Annotated in this window: 14 protein-coding genes; 11 read left to right on the forward strand and 3 right to left on the reverse strand. The window is 45.1% G+C overall.

Annotated elements, in window-relative coordinates; all coding sequences use genetic code 11:
* The first annotated feature begins 73 nt into the window (after positions 1–73).
* The 4 genes from S7335_RS23870 to S7335_RS23885 all read left to right on the forward strand — a co-directional run bounded on the left by S7335_RS23870 (position 74) and on the right by S7335_RS23885 (position 5,478).
* Positions 74–1,747: a ShlB/FhaC/HecB family hemolysin secretion/activation protein gene (locus tag S7335_RS23870; RefSeq protein WP_038020059.1), complete on the forward strand. Its 1,674-nt coding sequence runs from the start codon at positions 74–76 to the stop codon at positions 1,745–1,747.
* Positions 1,748–1,813: 66 nt separating this feature from the next.
* The gene (locus S7335_RS23875) at positions 1,814–2,476 is read left to right on the forward strand and encodes a response regulator (protein ID WP_006458543.1); all 663 of its coding nucleotides are present in this window, start codon (positions 1,814–1,816) and stop codon (positions 2,474–2,476) included.
* 128 nt (positions 2,477–2,604) lie between these two features.
* Positions 2,605–4,557, forward strand: coding sequence for a CHASE2 domain-containing protein (locus tag S7335_RS23880; RefSeq protein WP_006458691.1), 1,953 nt, complete (start codon positions 2,605–2,607; stop codon positions 4,555–4,557).
* Between the two features lie 99 nt (positions 4,558–4,656).
* Positions 4,657–5,478: a DUF928 domain-containing protein gene (locus tag S7335_RS23885; RefSeq protein ID WP_006458515.1), complete on the forward strand. Its 822-nt coding sequence runs from the start codon at positions 4,657–4,659 to the stop codon at positions 5,476–5,478.
* Positions 5,479–6,482: 1,004 nt separating this feature from the next.
* Here the strand turns inward: S7335_RS23885 and S7335_RS23890 are convergent.
* A complete protein-coding gene (locus S7335_RS23890) occupies positions 6,483–6,971 on the reverse strand; it encodes a hypothetical protein (protein ID WP_006458554.1) in 489 nt (162 codons plus the stop codon).
* Between the two features lie 150 nt (positions 6,972–7,121).
* Between S7335_RS23890 and S7335_RS23895 the strand changes: the two genes are divergently transcribed.
* From S7335_RS23895 to S7335_RS23905, 3 genes are all read left to right on the forward strand, one after another.
* Positions 7,122–8,018, forward strand: a complete 897-nt coding sequence (locus tag S7335_RS23895; protein WP_006458584.1) for an IS6 family transposase — start codon at positions 7,122–7,124, stop codon at positions 8,016–8,018.
* 161 nt (positions 8,019–8,179) lie between these two features.
* A complete protein-coding gene (locus tag S7335_RS23900; protein WP_006458651.1) occupies positions 8,180–9,139 on the forward strand; it encodes a ParB/RepB/Spo0J family partition protein in 960 nt (319 codons plus the stop codon).
* 732 nt (positions 9,140–9,871) lie between these two features.
* The gene (locus S7335_RS23905) at positions 9,872–10,681 is read left to right on the forward strand and encodes a matrixin family metalloprotease (protein ID WP_006458495.1); all 810 of its coding nucleotides are present in this window, start codon (positions 9,872–9,874) and stop codon (positions 10,679–10,681) included.
* 243 nt (positions 10,682–10,924) lie between these two features.
* Here the strand turns inward: S7335_RS23905 and S7335_RS23910 are convergent, their stop codons facing one another.
* Positions 10,925–12,277, reverse strand: a complete 1,353-nt coding sequence (locus S7335_RS23910; protein WP_006458562.1) for a hypothetical protein — start codon at positions 12,275–12,277, stop codon at positions 10,925–10,927.
* A gap of 414 nt (positions 12,278–12,691) precedes the next feature.
* Here S7335_RS23910 and S7335_RS23915 point away from each other — a divergent pair, with 414 nt between their 5' ends.
* Together S7335_RS23915 and S7335_RS23920 are read left to right on the forward strand one after the other, a co-directional pair.
* Positions 12,692–12,928, forward strand: coding sequence for a WGR domain-containing protein (locus S7335_RS23915; RefSeq protein ID WP_006458618.1), 237 nt, complete (start codon positions 12,692–12,694; stop codon positions 12,926–12,928).
* Positions 12,929–13,239: 311 nt separating this feature from the next.
* A complete protein-coding gene (locus S7335_RS23920) occupies positions 13,240–13,398 on the forward strand; it encodes a ParA family protein (RefSeq protein ID WP_006458590.1) in 159 nt (52 codons plus the stop codon).
* Between the two features lie 52 nt (positions 13,399–13,450).
* Here the strand turns inward: S7335_RS23920 and S7335_RS23925 are convergent, their stop codons facing one another.
* Positions 13,451–14,200, reverse strand: a complete 750-nt coding sequence (locus S7335_RS23925; RefSeq protein ID WP_227500116.1) for an IS6 family transposase — start codon at positions 14,198–14,200, stop codon at positions 13,451–13,453.
* Between the two features lie 12 nt (positions 14,201–14,212).
* On the opposite strand from S7335_RS23925, the gene S7335_RS28645 reads away from it, so the two are divergent.
* Together S7335_RS28645 and S7335_RS23930 are read left to right on the forward strand one after the other, a co-directional pair.
* Entirely contained in the window at positions 14,213–14,392 is a 180-nt protein-coding gene (locus S7335_RS28645; RefSeq protein WP_198011496.1) for a hypothetical protein, read from the forward strand.
* A 208-nt stretch (positions 14,393–14,600) separates the two neighbouring features.
* Positions 14,601–18,518 carry a calcium-binding protein gene (locus tag S7335_RS23930; protein ID WP_038020068.1) on the forward strand — a complete coding sequence of 1,306 codons (3,918 nt, stop codon included), beginning with the start codon at positions 14,601–14,603 and terminating at the stop codon, positions 18,516–18,518.
* Positions 18,519–18,533 lie beyond the last annotated feature (15 nt).

Consider the following 18,533-nt stretch of genomic DNA (forward strand, 5'->3'; position numbering starts at 1 on the left):
GGTTTTTTTGTTTGCTTAAAGCCTTGTTTTCGCTAAGCCCCGTTTTTGAATAAAGCCCTAGCGAGTTGTGGTTATGAGATGTGCTTCTATCGTTCGTTGGTTATTGCTCGCGAGTTCGTGTTTTTGGGTATCGCTGCCTGCTCGGGCGCAGCCACTACCTGATCCTGTGCAGGAAAGTTTGCCAGGAACGGTTGAGCCTATCCCGGTGCCAACCCCTGCGGAAGACCCGATTGAATTACAGGAAGAACCGGTGCCTGCGTCTGATCCGTCTAGTGATATTCCGACAGAGACTTTCCAAGTACGCGATATCCAGGTAGTGGGGAATACGCGCTTTGAGAATGAAATTGAAGCATTGGTCTCGCCGCTGGAAGGTCAGGAGATTTCGCTGGCTGATTTGTTGAGTCTGCGTACTGATATCACTAATTTATATCTTGAGGCGGGCTATCTTTCTTCTGGGGCGTTTGTACCTAACAATCAAGATCTGACAGATAGTACGGTTCGGATTCAGGTGGTAGAAGGGGCCGTTGAACAGCTACAAATTTCAGGATTGGGGCGGCTGCGAGAGGGGTATGTGCGAGATCGAATCAACCGTGCGACCAAAACACCCTTAAACATAGAACAGTTAGAAGTAGGACTTCAGCTATTACAAACGGACCCGCTACTGCAAAGCGTCGATGCTGAGCTAACCGCAGGCAGCGGCCCCGGACAAAGCCTGTTAATTGTAGAGCTAGAAGAAGCCGATCCTTTTTTCGCCACGCTCTCAACCAACAACTACCGCGCCCCCAGCATTGGCTCTTCTCAAGCTAGCGCCGGGTTAACTCATTTGAATGTGCTGGGGATCGGCGATCGCCTCAGCGTGGGCTACAGTTTTACCGAAGGTCTTAATAACTACCAGGCCCACTACACCCTGCCACTCAACGGGTTGGATGGCACGCTTCAGCTCAGCTATCAAAATTCTGACAGTGACATTGTTGAGGAGTTGTTTGCCGATGCGGGCATTCGTAGCGAAAGTGAAACCTGGTCAGTGAATTTGAAGCAGCCACTGGTGCGCTCTGTAGCTCAGGAGTTTTCGCTGGGATTGGGGCTAGACGTGCGAGAAAGTCGCAGCTTTATTTTGGATGATATTCCATTTTCTTTTTCGGTGGGGCCTGAAGATGGGGTGTCTAAGGTGAGCGTGCTGCGGTTTTCTCAGGAGTGGGTGAATCGAGATATTGATACGGTACTGGCGTTGCGATCGCAGTTCAACGTAGGGCTCGATATCTTTGATGCCACAGTCAACGATACTGGTACAGACGGTCGCTTTTTCTCCTGGCTAGGTCAGTTTCAGTGGGTCGAACAATTTTCGGCAGGTAAACTGTTGTTAGCCCGGCTAAATGCCCATCTGACGGGCGATTCTCTTTTGCCGCTGGAGCGATTTAGTGTGGGTGGGATTGACACCGTGCGAGGCTATGCCCAAAATCAGTTAGTGACCGATAATGCGGTCACCTTTTCAACAGAAATGCGTTTCCCCATCTTTGCAGACTTTCAGCTAGCGCCCTTTGTCGATACTGGGGGCGGATGGAATAATAGAACGGCTAATCCGGAGACCTCTTTTTTGTTGGGCACAGGTTTGGGGTTGCGCTGGCAGCCCAGCGATACGATTAACTTTCGCCTTGACTACGGCATTCCGCTAATTGACGCTGGCGACGAAGGCAATTCTTTACAAGAGCATGGGCTGTATTTTTCGATTAATACCGTACCGTTTTAATAGACGCTTTTTAGTAGACCTTGTTCTAGGGCATCTCTGCTTTTAGACACCTTTTTAGACATCGCGATGAAGAAAATGACCACTCCACTCAGACTGTTGGTTGTCGATGATCACGAAGCTGTTTTAGCTGGCTTAGTGAGCAACTTGCAGGCAGAATATGAGACCGCAGATATTCGCCAAGCAACCACTACGCAAGCGACGCTAGATCAGCTAGCTGATACGCTGCCCAACGTTCTGGTGATTGATTTGGCACTACCAGAAAATCCGGGCGATCCGTCTGAAGTCGATACTGGGATTAATTTGCTGCGGCAGCTTTTAGCGCAGTATCCTGAACTGAATATTGTGGTACAAAGTGCCAACATAAAATCGCTGGTACGATTAAAGCCCGCGATTGATAGTCACCAAGGCGGATTTACCATTATTGACAAGCGGCTGCCGATGAAGGAGCTGCTTGTCAAGGTAGATTGGGCGCTTCAGGGGGTGATTTATACGCCGCGTGATATGCGCAATGGTGTAGAGGTGCGGCCAGAATGGTTGGATGTTTTGCAGCTGGCCTTTAAAGAAGGATTACAAGATAAGGCGATCGCAGAGCGCATGAGCGTCGCTGAAAGAACGGTTCGCTACTATTGGAGCAAGCTGCAAAATGCGCTGGATGTATATCCAGAAGCTGGCAAGAATGTTCGCATTCAGACCGGGATTAGAGCCCGAGAAGAAGGATTAATTGATTGAACCAATTAACCCATTGATGGCGGGTTAAACCGTTTGAGTTACTCTTGAGTCACTACCACAGGGACGCCATAGAGGCACTATTGAGACGCCACCATAGAGACGCCACAGAAAACCATAGAGACTTTACTATGAAAAAGAATCAGCTGGCCCGGTTGGCCTGGAAACAATTGCAGCAGCCGGTATCGGGCGTGTATTGGCGACGACAGCTCTTTCCTGGGCTGACGGTTGTAGGTTTGGTATTTCTGGTTAGGCTGTTGGGTCTTCTTCAGGTGTCGGAATGGAAAACGTATGATAACTTTTTGCGATCACGCCCCGCAGAACCCACCGAAGACAGAATTCTCATTGTTGACGTCACCGAAGACGATATCCAACAGATGAGCACCTATCCCATTCCAGACAGAACCATCTCGGCGCTGTTAGAAGAACTATCGCAGGCAAACCCTCGGGCAATTGGGGTTGATATTTATCGAGATTTACCGGTTGAGCCCGGTCACGATGACTTAGTAGCAATGCTATCAGGCTCAGATAATATTGTTGGAATCGAGTCAATTACCGGTGCGCTTGTGTTGCCGCCGCCTGCACTACCACCAGAACAGGTTGGCTTTGTGGACTTTCCATTAGATGCCGATGGCTTTGTGCGGCGCGCATACTTGGGGGCACTGCCACCAGAAGGGTATTTGGGACCTTCAGATGATTTTCGATTTTCTTTTGCCTTTACCCTGGTAGAGATTTATCTGGCGGAAGAGAATATTCTGTTGGAAAACGGGCTCAAAAATTCTGACAATATGCGATTGGGAAAAACAGAGTTTTTTTCACTCTCGCCCAATGCGGGTGGCTATGTAGGCACTGAAATCGGTGGAGAACAGATTTTACTGAATCCGCGCAGTGGGCGATCGCCCTTTGAACGGGTGTCGATGGGGGATGTGTTAGCCCAGCGAGTCCCTGCCGACAAAATTGAAAATCGGGTGGTGTTGGTAGGTGTGACTGCCTCGAGTATTAAAGATGTGCTGAACTCTGGGGCGGTCAGTACGGCAAATCCTGGACTGGTGGATGGGGTAGAGATGCACGCCCATATGGTCAGCCAACTGCTGAGTTCGGTGCTGGGTGATCGCCCACTGATAAAAGTATGGCCTGAGCCGGTTGAATACCTTTGGATTTTGATGTGGGGCGGGGTGAGCGTAATACTGGTGCGCTGCATTCCCAGGCCCTCTTGGTACATGCTAACGGTGGGTGTGATCAGTCTGGGGCTGGTGGGAGTAAGCTTTGGTTTGCTGTGGTGGGCGTGCTGGTGGGTACCTGTGGTACCTGCGCTAATTGTCTTTAGCGTAAATGGCTGGGTGCTACCGGCTTTTTATCTGTACGATCAGGCGTGGCGGGCACGTGTGGATGAGCATCAGCGGGTGATCAAACAAACCTACGATACTATTCACAACGGGCCGTTGCAAATGCTGGCGCTGCTGCTTCAAGACAAGCGCAGCCTAAAACCACAGACGGCGGTTCAGTTAGAACAACTCAATGACGGGCTGCGCCAAATTTATGATCGACTGTTGCAAGAAACGCTGTCGCCAACCGACAAGATTCTGCTGGGTAATCAAAGTGTGGTTGACCTGCGCAGTCCGCTACATGAGGTTCTATACCAGGTTTACAAAGAGACGTTGACCCGCTCATTTCCTGGCTTTGCTGCGCTGACAGTGAAAGTGGTTCGCTTTGACCCGTTTCAAACTGGCCAGCTGTCTTCGGATCAAAAGAAGGGACTCTGTCGCTTTTTAGAAGAAGCGCTTTGCAATGCGGGCAAGCACGCGGTGGGTGCCAAACGGCTGTGTGTGACCTGTCTAGCAACTGAAACTGAAAATTTGATTCGTGTTGAGGATAATGCGCCTGCTGGTAAAAAGGGTGGTGTGCTAGCGGGTGGGCGTGGTACTCAGCAGGCCAAGGCGCTGGCGAGACAGCTGCAAGGGTCGTTTCAGCGCGTGGCGGATAATGCAGGCACTCGCTGTGAGCTGCGCTGGCCGCTAAAAGGGAAAAGAAGTACGATCGCATTGCCGAAACTGATAATGACTTCGTCTGATAAACGCAGCTAGTTTTGCTCGGAATTATAGATTATCAATAGTAGTGATCCAGTAGGATATGAACTATCGAATTGAAGTATTGATGACGTATTCGACGACAGATATCAAGCGATGAATTTACTCTCTCAGCAGCGATCATTTGGCCCTATCTGCAAGTTTGCATGCGTGGGGGGTATCGCAATGACAACTGCAATGACAACAGTGTTGTTATCTCCGAATCATGTGGCGGCAAAACAGCTCAACGTGGTGGATGCCGTTCAAGCAGATGTGGCTACGGGTGATCTTCTGTTGGAGTCAACCTTGCTCTCACAGCACCGTCGTCGCCGGAGGTCGTATCGGCCGCCTGCGGACTCTCGGATTCCCCGTCGTGACCATTCTGGCGGTGGGGTTCGTGGCTGCGGGGAAGATATTGCTGCGATCGCGCCTCGCTTAAGCGGCATTGGTCAAACGGTTTCAACCCATCCGACGCTGGTGTGGTACACCGCAAGCGACATTCCTTCGGCCTTAGAACTTCATCTCTATCGCTACACCGCTGATGATCGGCTAGAGACCGTTTTCATTAAGTCAATTGGAGACAGTCAAAAAGGCTACATGGCCTACACGCTACCTGAAGATGAGCTGGGGTTACAACCGGGCGAAACCTATCTGTGGCAAGTGGTGCTTTTCTGTGACGAGAACAGAGAAGAAGTGGGCATGTGGACCGCTGCTGATATTGAACTGGCACCGTCTGCGGTCGCGGTAGAGCCTTCGATGATAGATCCTTCACAAGATTCTCTGAGCATTGCTGAAACCTATGCAAACTTAGGAATTTGGTACGATGCGCTCGCTCAAGTATATGATGCAACCTCTGTAGAAGAGAAAGAATTTCTCCAGACACTGCTGCTTGATCTCGCTGAGTTGGAAGAAAGTGTGGAACGCAAAGAAGACTCTTAAATAGAAGATCCTCAAATAGAAGATTAATTGTCAGGACTCAGTAGCCGAAATCAAGCAGTGGCCAAGCTGCTGCTAGGCTAAGACGGCCGCCCTTTAAGGGAGAGTAGAAAAAAGTGGGGGAAACGTTGAAAACTCGTACGGTAGCATGAGAGCATGACCAACGCACTGCCCCCAATCACCTACCAGTTCAAGGTTTTCCTCATGGGGCTTTTTGCATAACCCCCCGAAAAGGCGCAATCCAGATCGAGACACTTAAGACTCAGAGCTAAAGGCAAGTTTATTAGTGCATTTGTTCTTTGTCATATTTTGCTGGCGCAGAGTATAAATAGTACTCTGTATGAAAAGTCATGTTCGGCAAGAAGTATACTGTCTTTACAAGCTTTATTATCGACTCTTAGAAACGTATTTTGAGATACCGCTTTTGGTTGCTTTTAACGGCTTATCGATAGGCTTAGATTCTTGCCAGAGGCAATTTTTTTATCTACTCGTAGCTTTTTCCAGCTCTGGAAAAACACTATGATATCTGCTGTTCAGTAACTTTATGAAAGTATTAAGAGAGTTCTTTTGCCGATAGTAAGTTCCGAAAACTGAGGCAAGATGCTATCGAAGAAACCCTCTATAGTTCTGCGCTCACACAACTCAGATTCATTTAGCTATCGCATTAGCTGAGCGAAAGCATTGATAGATAGTGATCGAATCTTATCAATACTTGAATAAGGATTAATGGCCTATCGCCTTGGTGAGTGGCGCATGATCGCATTCGGCACCAGAGTACGCTCAATATGGCTAGCTTAGTCCCAAGTGCGTTGGCGGATAGGAGATGAAAGCTCATGGCGCTCAGTCAGACGAAGCCTGAACATGCTGCTGTCAAAGAAGTCCTGAACTAAGTCTCAAACGTATTAATGTGGAATATACCTTTTCGGGGGGTTATGCAAAAAGCCCCAACACCTGCTGCTCGACAAACTGCTAGAGCGCTGTCAAGCACCTGATTGGCTGACAAAAGTTTAATCAGGAACAAACTTAACGGTAATCACGCTGAAATCGAGCAAGCGCCCGGACTTCTTGTTGTGTTGTGGCCTAGAAGCCATCGCCGGTTGCGGATCAATGTGAGAGGTAAAACAAGCCTGTTTAATCACCTGCCAACCGTTGAGCAGAGCCGCCTTAGTCCACTCCAATCCGATGCGAAAGTAGCTGTTGCCTCTATCCCAGTGTGTGTCAATCCATCGCCTACGGCCTGATTGCACAACCGCTACGCCTTGAGCCGTGACGTAAAGCGTGGCTACTGCCAGAATAAACCATAAGCGAGAGAGGTCAGTGAGGCCTCGAATCTCAGAGCGTTGTAGATTCCAACCGGCGGACTGGTCGTCTAAAAATCCTTCCTCGATATCGAAGCGCAAGGCATATTCCATAAAGGTTTGCGGGCTAGTGGGCTGGTCGCTGACGACGGCCCAAAGTTCACCATTGATGTTGTTGCGCCCGATGATGACATGCACTGGGCCGTACTGTTCGTGACGATGGAGTCTGATGTGGTGGAAACAAAGTGCCCGACCTCGTTCTAGGTGAAACGATTTAGGTTGACACCAGCCGGAACCGGGTCGCCAAATCCAGGTGTCACTTTTGATACGGATGCGGTAGTGCCTTAAGTGTCAGGACTGAGTAGCCAAAAAGGGGCTCAGCAAACTGATAGGGTAAGTGCGATCAGCTCATTTCCCCGCCGCCTGATGGATTGCCCGCATTGCCAATCGCCCCGCGTCTCTCTGCTCCAGCGAAAAACCAATCTGGGCTATGACATGTTCCGCTGCAAGCGCTGTCGCCGGACTTTCAACGAGCGCACGGGCACACCGTTTAATTTTATCGAAGTCCCTACCGACATTATCTTTCAAGTGTTGCTTTGTCGTGTCCGTTACAAGCTCAGCTACCGGGATGTTGCCGAATTCTTCTTACTCCGAGGTTTCCAGTTCACCCATGAAACTGTGAGAGATTGGGAAGCAAGATTCCTCCCTCATTTTACGGAACAGATTCGGACGAAACGGAAAGGTAAAGTCGGCAACGTCTGGTTGATCGATGAAACATTCATCCGAGTAAAAGGTGTGTGGTGCTACCTTTATCGGGGCATCGATGAGGATGGCAATCTGATGGATGTCCGTCTTAGCAAAACTCGCGATATGGTTGGGACGAAAGCCTTCTTCGCTCAGGCGCTCGGTCTTCACGAGGACGCCCCTGAGAAGATCGCTACTGATGGCCTAGCGTCTTATCCACGAGCAATTAAGGAAGAACTGGGCAAGAATGTTGAGCATGAAGTTCGCCCCTGCACCGCCAATCCAGTCGAACAAAGTCATCGGCGCATCAAACACCGCTATTATCCGACACTTGGATTTGGAGAGTTTGAAGCAGCTCAAAGATTCTGTCGAGCGGTGGACGAAGTAGGCAACTTTTTGAGGCCACGAACTCGAATGGCAGAATTCGTCTGTCCAGATGATCTCAGACAGAAATTTATGCAAGGGGTCGGGGAATTGGAAACCTTATTCAAGGCCGCTTAAGCTGAGATAGCGACAGGGAGCGATCGCGTTGCTAGAGATTCAACGTAATTTGGCTACTGACTTCTGACAGTTTCATCCTAGTAACCGAATTTACAAAAAGATTGCGAACACTATAGCTGAGGAGATGCAGTAGAGACATGGCACGAATGAGCAAACGACCCATGACAGCAATGTTTGGAGGAGCAGTGTCTGCCCAAGAAGGTGAGACAATTACCCAGCTAAAAGAAGAAATTGAAAGCTTAAAGTCTTTATCGGAGCAATCTTTCAAACTACCAGTAGACGATATACAGCCACTTCAACTACCTGGAAAACTGAAGCAGCCAAGGCTTTACTTCGATCCCCAGAAAATGGAGAGGCTCAAGCAATCTATCCAAAAGCATGGTGTACTAGAACCTATTTTGGTAAGACCGAGTGCTAAGGGTCGTTACGAAATTATCAGTGGTGAAAGACGCTGGCGTAGCTGCCGTGCTCTGGAGATGGAAGATATCCCAGCCATTGTGCGGGATATGAGCGATGCGATCGCTCTCGAAGCGGCATTAATTGCTCACCTACTTAACGAGGAAATCACTCCTGTTGAGCAAACGGAGAGCATCCTTAATCTGCTTTCACTTCACCTGAACATGCCTATTGAAGAAGTAAAAGCCAATCTCCATCGAACAAAAAACGTGAGTGCTTCAGTCTCGAATAAGGAAGGATTTGAAGAAGATGCTCTCAGGGTTGTAACCGAAACGCTTAAAGAATTTGGGATGAAGCTTTCTAGCTTTGTCTCTAACCGGCTACCCATGCTTAACTTATCCCCTGAGATATTGGATGCTGTACGGGAAGGTAAGCTCTCACCTACGAACGCTGTACTTCTAAACAGGCAACCTTCTAAAATGCATGCAGAGCTTATTGAAGATGCTGCCGGCCTCACTAAGCAAGACTGTATGGCACTAGTCAGAGATCTAGAGAAAGAAAGAGCACAGAAACAGCCATCATCACCGTCGCCAATTTCTGATAGAGTCTTTGCTCGTATCAAGGCGGTTAGAAAAAAGAAGTCATTATTACAACTAGAACAAGCACAAAAGAAGCTCGAAGAGATTGATCGGCTCCTACAGGAAATAGAATCACTCAGTCCTTGAGCAGACCACAATTCTAGACTTGTAGTCAAGTACATTTGTACGCATCAGGCCATTTCAATAGAAAGAAAGGGGGTGGTTCGCATATGTATAGAACCGGAACAATTTTGGCCTTTAAGCTCAAAAGCCTGACCCTGAAAGGGTTTTAAGCTTAAGCATTTGTACTCGGTCTTGGTGGGCTTTATTCAGAAGAAAAGCTTGAAAGCATTGAAAACTCGTTAGGCATAGAGCGTCAAAAGTCCTTATAGGCCAAAATTTCTCCATGTCTATACAAAGGCCACATCTGTAAGCGAGTTGGCATGAGCCGTGCTAGCTATTACCGACTTGTTGGAGGGTTGCAAGCGTAGCTGTCATAAAGTGCACTAAGTACTAAGGCGAAGCCTGAAACGTCGAGGACTCGTTAAAAATTTGGCTAAAATCTAGGTTCCTCCTGAAAATTAAGTACAAATAAACCACTCTAAAAACCTTGTGCATCAGTACTTTCGAGCTTATTTAACTGATTCGAAAATACGCTTGTACTAAGCCTGATTGAGATTTTGACTCAACATCTCTATGTGTTGGTTTGCTCGTAAAAAGAGTTGTGTTGTGATTTACTACTTCAGTAATAAACTTTTTTCTCAAGGGTAAACAGGAAACTCATGCTATGTGAGAGCTTCCTAAAAAGTGACATCTATTATCTATTGGTCAGAATAGTGATAAAGGGAAAAATATCTTATAAAAGCGAGGAATTAGGAAATGGAAAAATCTAGTATAGATACTTCTTTGATAGCTGATGGAACGCAATCTCAATTGATTCAATTTCGACAGTCGAAAGGTGCACTGCCTGATATAGAATCGACAACTCATATCTATGGGTCTAACTCTAGCGTAATGTGCGATACCGATGCTCGTGGTCATGCTAAGCCGAAAAGTAGTAGAAGAAATCTAATAGAGGCAGTCCTAGATGCTTCCGAAGGTGTCATACGATTATGGGCACCAAATACAATATTGAGATGGAAATTTCAGGAGCGTTCTATAGCCCTTCTAGAGGATCCTGAAGCCGCTAAGCTTGCCATAAAGGAGCTTTTAGCGCAAGCCCTTTTAGCTTGGGGCGACGCAGCTCCTGTCAAATTCACACAAAGAGAAGATGCGTGGGATTTTGAGATAGAAGTAAGAGAATCTGATAAATGTCGTCGAACTCAGAATCAGGAGAAAGCTTGTGTTTTAGCAAGTGCTTTCTTCCCTGATGCTGGCCGCCATGAATTGGTTATTTACCCAAAGATGTTTACTCAGAGCAGAGAAGAGCAAATAGATACACTTATTCATGAGCTTGGGCATATTTTTGGGCTGCGACACTTCTTCGCCAATGTTAGAGAAACAGCATTTGCAAGTGAAATATTCGGAACACATGACTCATTTAGCATTATGAATTATGGTGACGAAAGCCGCTTGACCGAAGCTGATAAGGCTGACTTAAAAAAACTGTACCAAATGGTTTGGAGTGGTGAGCTCTCAGAAATTAATGGTACTCGTATCGAACTCGTTAAACCTTCGCACGCTTTGTAGGAAAATTTTTAGTTGTATTCAAATATCCCGTGCTTTAACTCAGCTTATAAGCTGAGTTAAAGCACGGGATATTTGAAATCGCGAGAAACAAGGACACACGAAAACCGTATATATGGTCTTGGAAAACCCTGAAATATTTATAGAATTGAACCAATTGGGGACGGGCATAGCGGCTTTCATCGTGTCCGACTTAAGCAGTGCAAGAAATGCAGACACTGCTATTTCCGATACGTTTAGGAAAACTCATCCTCGCTGCAAATACTTGGTGATGCAGTGTGCAGCCCCTAAATTTGCGGCAAATGGATGAAAATCAGGCAGTTGCCGTACTTCATAGCCTAGAGATTCCCAAATTTCTTTGTTTTTTTCATCTGTTACTGAAAAATCTGCCCAGAAACCGTGGGCATATGTAGGAATCCAGACAATTTTAGGGGAGTCTTGTAGTAGTACGTTGTTTGATGTTGCAAAGTACCAATACCTAGTTTTATTGGCATCATCATCATCATAAGCCATTGGCATTGGGTTTCGAATTACTTCAAACCCTAGCTGCTTTAGTTGTCTTGAAATATCGTCAAAGACTGGCTGCATGGCCCCTTCAGGCAAAGGTTTATCGAGTAGTTCATATGCAGATTTTGGATCAGCTACTAAAACTCTATACTTGCCGTTTTCATTCCGGCCTGCAAGGCTAATAAACATATCAATATGGAATAGCGGCTGAACTGTTCCCTCACCATTTCCAAAAAACAATACTTCTGTCCACATCTCTTCTCCTATAAGAATTGGACGAGTTTGTGTTGACGGGACAGGGACTCGAGAACCCAAAACGATAAGACGCCGATCTTTGTCTAGTTTTTCGCCATAAACTCTCTTTACTGCCTCTCTTTCGGATTCACCTTCCTTTTGTTGTATAAATCCAAGGTCTATTGAATTTGAGGGATAATCTGCACCAATCATCCAGAAGTCATCACCGATGAGAATATTTCCACCCTGGAAATAAAGTTTTACCTGTGTTGATTCTATATCTGTCTTAACTGAAACTTTGTCGGCGATATAGGCATCATCGGCTCTTCGGAAACTTGCTGGCTCAACAAAGTATTTTTCCTTGTCGTTCAGATCATTGCAGATACAATATGCATCTTCGGCCCATACAGTGAACCTGATATCTCTAGATACCGTAATAATCTCAAAATTATCCACCAACCCAAATTCATTCAACCATTTCTTTAAAGTGTTCTCGGCCACTTCGTGGGTCAGTATAGTGCGGACTGTTTTGGATGGGATGGTACGAAGAATAGCTCGAAAAACATCAGCATATTTTTTGATGACTAAACTTTCTGAAGGTGCATAGATGTTTTCAGGATTATATGGATCGTTTTTTGGGAAAAATACCCAGTCAGGAATAGTAAACAATAGTCTCTCAAGACTGCCATGCAAACTAGAGACCAAAGAAGGATTTTCAAGACTGGCTATGATCTCTGATTCCAATATTGAGAAAAGATTGCCACGTGACCTAAAAGCCTCTAAAGTTGCAGTATTATCTTGTTCAGTTCTTGGTTGAACAAACCTTGAATTAACGTATCCATTAGCAAGGCGCTGCATAATTATTATTTTCCTTTTTAATATAAGTTAAACAGAACTGATAATAAAGTAAGTCGATATACGACAGAAAACTAATAAATTTCAGGAATTGCATGAAAACGTTAACTGAAGACTGAAATTATTTGACTAGCCGGAGCATGCACGCAAAAGTTATGATTTTGGCCTGTCAAGAAACTTAGAATGGACCACTGAACTTTCTTTTTATTTTTGGATGAGTTTCTTAATAATCCTCGGGGCCTAATTTGAAGAAAAGCCCCAGTATAAAGAAAACGGTCGTTAATTTTATGGTACTTATGTACTTCTTGGAGAGTTGCTTTAATGCCGCCAAGTCGAGCCTTGACGTTATGTGATCGCACCTTCATTCGATAAAGCGGTAATCTTGAGCCAGAGCATAGGCAAACGAACAAGCAGGCGATGAACTACGAAGTAGAGCGCTGGCATCGGCAAGACTGGCAAAAGGGAACGCGTTTCTACTCCTGCCAGCTATGTCAGAACTTATTTGGTGAGTGGATCGTGCTCCGTCGATGGGGGCGAGTTAGCGCCTTAAGCGGTCAAAGCTTAGAGCACGTCTGTCATACCTATGAAGAAGGTTTAGAAATAGTAGCCGCGATTGAAAAACGGCGGCGTCAGCGTGGTTATGCTGCCAGATAAGTATTTGCCTTGCTTTCACGACTTAAGGCTGTGTCTTGAAACAATGAGAACCAACTAGCTGTATGGATAGCAAACAGCTATCCATACAGCTAGAAACCAATATCCAGAAAATGGTTTCTGGATATTCTCGATTTGGAGAGGCTGAAGCATAGGGTATTGATTTTGCCTAAAGCCTTTCATGTGGGCTGCTTAGAGTTCTTTTTCTGGACTTAAAACGATGAAACCATTTACCAAAAACCATTTTATTGTTTCCAAAAACCATTTTTTGGATTATCGTATATGCCATCAGTAAACTGCTAAAAGCGCTGCCTATGAAATACGTCAGTTTCGTTTCTAAAAAAGGTGGTGTGGCAAAGAGTACAAGTGCTATTCACTTTGCTTACTGGCTAACCCAAGAGGGCTACCGTGTAGCACTGATTGATGATGATGCTAATCGGACAGCACTGAAGGAATTTGTCAGGACTGAGTAGCCACAATTCACCTGCTCATCAGTAGTGTGATCGCACCTACCCCTATTTCTGTTTAGGAAGCTTGGAACAGATCTTCCAATTCTTCAACTCCCTTCAGTAACTGCGCTCTGCGATCGTCAAGGCACACGAATTCTGCCATTCGGCTACGAGGCCTCAGGAAGTTGCCAACTTCATCGACTGCTCTGCAAAATCTCTGCGCAGCCTCAAACTCACCGAACCCCAGGGTTGGATAATAGCGGTGTTTGATGCGCCGATGACTTTGTTCAACTGGATTGGCTGTGCAGGGGCGGACTTCATGCTGAACTTTCTCACCTAAGTCTTCTTCAATCGCCCGTGGGTAAGATGCTAAGCCATCGGTCGCGACCTTGTCAGGAGCGTCCTCGTGCAGATCGATGGCTTGAGCAAAGAAGGCTTTGGTGCCAGCCATGTCGCGAGTTTTGCTAAGGCGAACGTCTACCAGATTGCCATCTTCATCAATGCCTCGGTAGAGGTAGCACCACTGCCCACAGACTTTCACGTAAGTCTCGTCAATCATCCATAATTTGCCGACTTTGCCCTTTCGCTTTGTTCTAATCTGCTCTGTAAAATGAGGTAGGAAACGTTCCTCCCAATCCCTTGCAGTTTCGTGGGTAAACTGAAAGCCTCTAAGCAAAAAGAACTCAGCCACATCCCGATAGCTGAGCTTATAGCGGACGCGGCAGAGCAACACCTGGAAGATAATGTCTGTTGGGACTTCCACAAAATTAAATGGCGTATCTGTGCGCTGATTGAACGTCCGGCGACAGCGTTTGCAGCGAAACATGGTATAGCCTAGATGGGTTTTGCGCTGGAGCTGCGAGATATGAGGCGAGTGGCAATGCGGACAATCCATGAGGTAGAGGTAGAGCTGATCGCACCTAGCCTATCAGCTGGCCGAATCCTTTATTTTGGCTACTCAGGGCTGACAGTATCCTCCGAGCACCTGGATGCCAATATCTTGACGATCATCAGGTGAGAGGCTGGCGGCAATAGAAAGAGCTGGACTCATGAGGGTGATCGTAGGGGAAGATGACGACCAAGTTTTAGACGAGCTGATCACACCAAAGTGTCACCCTGTTTTTAACCATCCCCTAATTGATATTGACTATACCTTCAGTTTTCAGAATCTAGAATGTAGAATTTCTGTAGAAAATAGCTGGATCACTTTTACTGAATGAGGCAGTATGAATATAAATTTGGACCGGTGGGCGTGGCGCACAAAAGAGTTGGATGCCAAAGATGCAGTGAAGGTTAAGAACGCACTTAAGGAAATTGTCAATAGGCTTGATGATGCCCCTATTCGGTTAAATAATAACAATACTCATCAAGATGTATTGGATGATTTAGACAATCCTAATTACCTTAACGAACAGATATTATCTAAGGTCAATACAACAGCAGAAGATCTAGAGCTATATGCTCGCAGTAGAGCCATCAATATCTTTCCTGACTATGCAAACCATCCCAACCACCTCTATGCTGTCGATAAGTATCATATCGAGTCGGGGATTGAACGAAAGACAATTTCTTATTTGGTTAATGATCTGGGTTTTACTGGAACACAAGAAATACTACATTTAGCATCAAAAAATCGTTATGTCCAAAAAGGTAGCTCAGGGCACGATATTTCTTCGATGCAAGATATCATTAATAAGGATAAAGCGGCGGATGGAAAATCCGACTCAGTAGAAAGTTTAAACAAAACCTTGTACGGATCTGAAAGTATCGAGTTGTCTGCTGCTTTGATGGCTCTGAACGCCTATGCTAAATCTCTCGAAGCCTTTCTTATCCCTCCAAGTGAAAATATTGCTAATTTTTTAGATGTAGATGAGATAAAACTATTGGAACGAGGTGATTTAGAGCGAGAGTATTATCAAACTATTACCCATTTTGGCAATATGGGGGCTAGCTTGGGAGCAAAGTTAGCTTATTACTACGGGAATGAAGAGATTGCAACGCAAATAATTACGCAAGCTTCGGTTAAGACCGTTGGTAGCTATTTAGGAGATTATGTCAACTATCAGGCAGCTGGCTTACCCCTGCCAGCCCAACAAGCCTACCAACGCATTTACAACAATATTACTCAAACTGCTACAACCTTTGTTACTAATGCTATTGTCGACGTTTTTAACGAAACTTTTGATATTGAAGATCCGCTAGGTCATTTTTTAACAAGTACGATTGTGACAGGGGTAACAAATTCTTTATTAGGTGAAATTGCTACCACAGTGCTGCCGAGCGATGCAAGACTTGCTAAGCAATATATGCAAAAATATCTCGGAATTCATGATGGTGCGAAACTGGGCCTTTCAACGGAGGCTGTTACTGGTGAAATTATAAATGTCTTTGAAGGCAGCATCGCCTCTTTTGCTACTAGCCAATTGTTTAGTTATCTAGATGCTGCCTGGAGCGATGTACAGTTAACGAATTTAGGCTCTACTGTTGGAGGTGTAGTAGGCAACTTTTTATTACCTGGCATCGGTGGGTTTATTGGCCAAGTCGCTGGTGGCCTAGTTTTCGATCTTGTTGAGAATAAAGACCCACGCTCTTATCATAGCGTGTCACTGGACCCGAATACAGGATTGTTTATTAGTCAGTTTTCTTATGAAAAAGATGGAGGAAATCGCGGACTATCTGAACAAATGGGACGCGGTGCTAGAGATAATATCGAGCTTGCATCGTTATATGTGGGTGGGAAACCGCTAATTATCAATAATTTTGAATATGGCCACCATAACGAAAAAATGGTGTTCATTTCCGATGTTACAGGTCGTCGTTCCTTTGATACAGCTGAAGAAGCATTGCGCTCTGGCGTTGTCACACAACTAAAAACTTATGAGGTGGAAGGTGGTAATGCCTATGCCGTTGATCTGATTCACCGCGATTCTTATGACCCGACATTAGATCAGTTATTCATAGATCTCAATACAGCAGATGAGTATGAACTTCATAAGGTGAACCCTTTCCTCTATGGCAGTAGTATTGCGAACATGAATGATAACGATGCCAAAGAATTTTTGCTAAAAGATTGGATATCAACATTAGACGAGGCGAATCGTCTAGGATTTGACATCTTGCCATTTAATGATGGTGGTGAATTCTTGCCGGTATTAGATGATAATACGCGCACCGTTAAAGGCGGCGCGGGCGACGACTTTATATATCGCTATTCTGGAAAAGCAAGTCTTTACGGTCAGGAAGGGGACGACACCATACGGGTTGATGTAAATATTTTAGATAACAATAGTTTTGATGTCATTAATGGTGGCGATGGTTTTGATACTTATATAGGGCGATACGATACCTATGTGTTTGATGCTAAAAAGCCCATCGGCATTGTTCTAGACCCCTACGGACATAACGGCTATTTAGTATCTTCCCCGGAACCAAGATTAGAAGCTCGTATTTATTTCACCGAGCGTTTGGATATCACTGCTACTACCTATAACGACGAATTTACTCTAAACAATTCAACTAATGTTTTTGACGGGCACAGTGGCATGGATACTATTTCGCTCTCCTTAGGCGAAGCCACGGAAAATGTTGAATTTAACTTATCTAGTAAAGAAAACCAAATCTCCTACGGTTCATCTGCTTTGTACAATTTTGAATGGGTTGATCATCTTATTACGGGCCTTGGTAACGACTCCATTCAAATCGATAAAGCACTACTACAAACTAATGATTTCGGTATCATTGGGATGGGTGATGGAATTGATACCTTTAAATCAGATCTAACTGATGCCTTCAAAACATCAACAGGAATTAATCTTTCCCGTTATCTTGGTAGAAGCCACTTGCTCTACCACAATGACAAATTAAGGTGGCGTCTAAATGATGTTGAGCGTTTTGAAATTACGGGAACCCGTTTTGACGATCAGTTTGAGTTAACAAACTCTTATCAAAAATTTGATGGTGGTGCTGGTTTCGACACTATAGAGATCGATCTAAGTCATGCCAACAGCGATGTGCTGTTAGACCTCAGCAATAGCGAGAATCAGCTTGTTTACAATGCTTCCAGCCTTGCAAATTTTGAAAATGCTCACAAGGTTTACACTGGTTCCGGAAATGACTCTATACAAATTGGTGCTATTCTCCTCACTAATGAAAATTTCGATATTATCAATTCTGGAGAAGGCCAAGATAAGTACATCGGCAATTTCTCAGACTTGAAAACAACAACTGGATTAGAGTTTATTGATTATATAGGTGATAGCATTCTGTTATATCAGAACAATAAATTGGAGGCCAGGTTATATGGGTTTGAAGAGTTTTATATTACTGGTACCGCTAAGGACGACAAATTCAAATTCGATATCGGAGACCACACTGTCGATGGGTTCGGAGGTGCTGATATTATCACAACCAATGTGGGTGACGATACTATTACTCTAAGAAAAAGTTCTGATGGCAGTGTAATCCTTGATAAAGGAGGCGATGACAGCCTAGTTATTCAAGATATGTTAATCACCAGCAATGATTACAAACGTCAGGAGAAAGATTTTATCATTTATCTTGACAAGCAACAGAAAAGCAGTATTGTTATTGAAGAATTCTTTGACGAGAATGGTTCTGCTGGTTCTGGGTTTATTGAAACAATTAATGGTCAAAGCTCGAGAAGATTTCTTGATAACTTGGGTGGCATAAAGGATGCTGCTAATTCTAAGGTCATTAAGAATGGTGGCAACGGTCGAGACACACTAAATGGTGATGCTGGAGACGATATCCTTAATGGTGGCAACGGCCAAGATACACTAAATGGTGATGCTGGAGACGATATCCTTAATGGTGGTAAAGGCCAAGATACACTAAATGGTGATGCTGGAGACGATATCCTTAATGGTGGTAAAGGCCAAGATACACTGAGAGGCAATGATGGACACGATGTCTTTGTCTTAGCTTTAAATCAAGGTCAGGACAACATTTTAGACTACAGAGATGGGTTTGATTTTCTAGGTCTGTCGAATGGTCTAACTTTCAAAGATTTAGACATTATTGCTAGTGGGAATAACACGCTGATTCGATACAACCGTAAAACTTTAGCCAGTCTCTCGAATGTTGATACTAATATCGTTGGTTTAGAGGACTTTGTGAGCATCTAAACTGACTTTCGAGAA

It is taken from the genome of Synechococcus sp. PCC 7335, from assembly GCF_000155595.1.
In the GTDB taxonomy this organism is placed as follows: Bacteria; Cyanobacteriota; Cyanobacteriia; order Phormidesmidales; family Phormidesmidaceae; genus Phormidesmis.